This is a genomic window from Parafrankia sp. Ea1.12 (assembly GCF_900465275.1).
Lineage (GTDB): Bacteria > Actinomycetota > Actinomycetes > Frankiales > Frankiaceae > Parafrankia > Parafrankia soli.
The window spans coordinates 1-1,367 of sequence record NZ_UBIZ01000152.1 but is presented as its reverse complement, the minus strand read 5'-3'; the positions used below and the strand labels follow the sequence as shown (position 1 = coordinate 1,367).

Genomic DNA, 1,367 nt, shown 5'->3' with positions numbered 1-1,367 from the left:
GGTGTGCGCCCACCACCTCGCGACGGGACGTCCGCCCGCGGCGGGACGCAGCCGGCATCGCCCCAGGCGGCACCGCCGGCACGGCCAGGCACGCCCGAGAAGCCATCGGTACCCGGTAGCCCGGCACCCACCACACACGCGGGACCCGCGGCGCCGGTGAAGCCTGCCGGGCCGATGAACCCGGCGGCGCCGGTGAAGCCCATGGGACCGGCCAAGCCCGGTGAGCCGGCGGCGCCTGCCGGGCCGGTGAAGCCCGCGGCGCCGGTCAGGCCCGCGATGCCGCCTCCTCCACCAAGATCACCCGCGCGCCCGCCTTCGTCCGGGCCCGCCGGCCAGGGCATGGCGGCGCGGCCGGCGGCTGGCACGAAACCGTCCGGCCCGGCCACGCCTGCCACGTCGGCAGCCTCGTCGGCGTCGGCCACATCAGCGGCGCCGCCGGCCAGGCCTGCGGCCACGACGCCGGCGACGCCGCACGCCGCGACGAAGCCGCCCACCACGTCCGCGGGCCAGGAGAAGTCGCGGGCGTCTGCCAAACCGGCCGCACCGGAACCGACGTCGAAGAATCCACGACCACAGAGCGCAGGGCCACAAGGCGCAGGGACACAGGGCGCAGGGACGCAAAGCCCGGCGTCGCAAAGCCTGGCGTCGCAGAGCCCGGGGCCGCAGAATGCGGCGCCGGCGAACCCAGGATCGACTCGGCCGCCGGGTTCCGGGAAGCCGGCGACGCCGGCCTCGGCGCCGGGTGCGGGGAGGCCGGCCTCGACGTCGAAGCCCGGCTCGCCCGCGCCCTCCTCCGGCACCTCGCCGTCTTCTGGCACCACGCCGTCCTCCGGTTCCGCGGCGCCCGGCTCCGCGCGGTCCGCGTGGCCCTCGCCGCTGCGGCCGGCGTCCCCGGCGGCGGGATCGGTGAACCGCCCCGAGACGTTGCGTCCCCCTCCCGCTCCGGCGACGGGTGCCGGCCGCGGGCAGCCCGGCTCCGGCCCGGAATCACCCCCGGCGCGGGACGCCCTGCGCCCGTACCAGGGACAGTCGGCACCGGCTGCCCGGCGGGCCCCGGCGGTTCCGCGGAACACCGGGACGGGTGCGCCGAACCAGCCGGCACAGCCGGGCGGGCAGCCCGGCGCGGCTCCGGACCGCTCGAGTCCGCCCGGTGCCAGGGAACCATCGGCCCGCGCCGCGGCGGGGACGTCCGCGCCTTCGACGGACCAGACGACCCCGCCGGCGCCGGCGGACCGGGCCACCGGCGGGCCGGACGAGGACCAGCGTCCCCGGCCGCTGTTCGCTCCGCGCCCGTCCGCTACAACTACAACGCCGTCGTCCCGATCGCTTCGGCCGACGCCACCGACTCCGCCCACCCCGCCGACACC

The 1,367-nt window shown here is 78.9% G+C and carries 1 pseudogene; it reads right to left on the bottom strand.

From position 1 onward, the window contains the following. Window positions 1-1,241, bottom strand: a pseudogene (locus tag FMEAI12_RS04195) (hypothetical protein); the annotation flags it as partial. Between the last annotated feature and the right edge of the window lie 126 nt (window positions 1,242-1,367).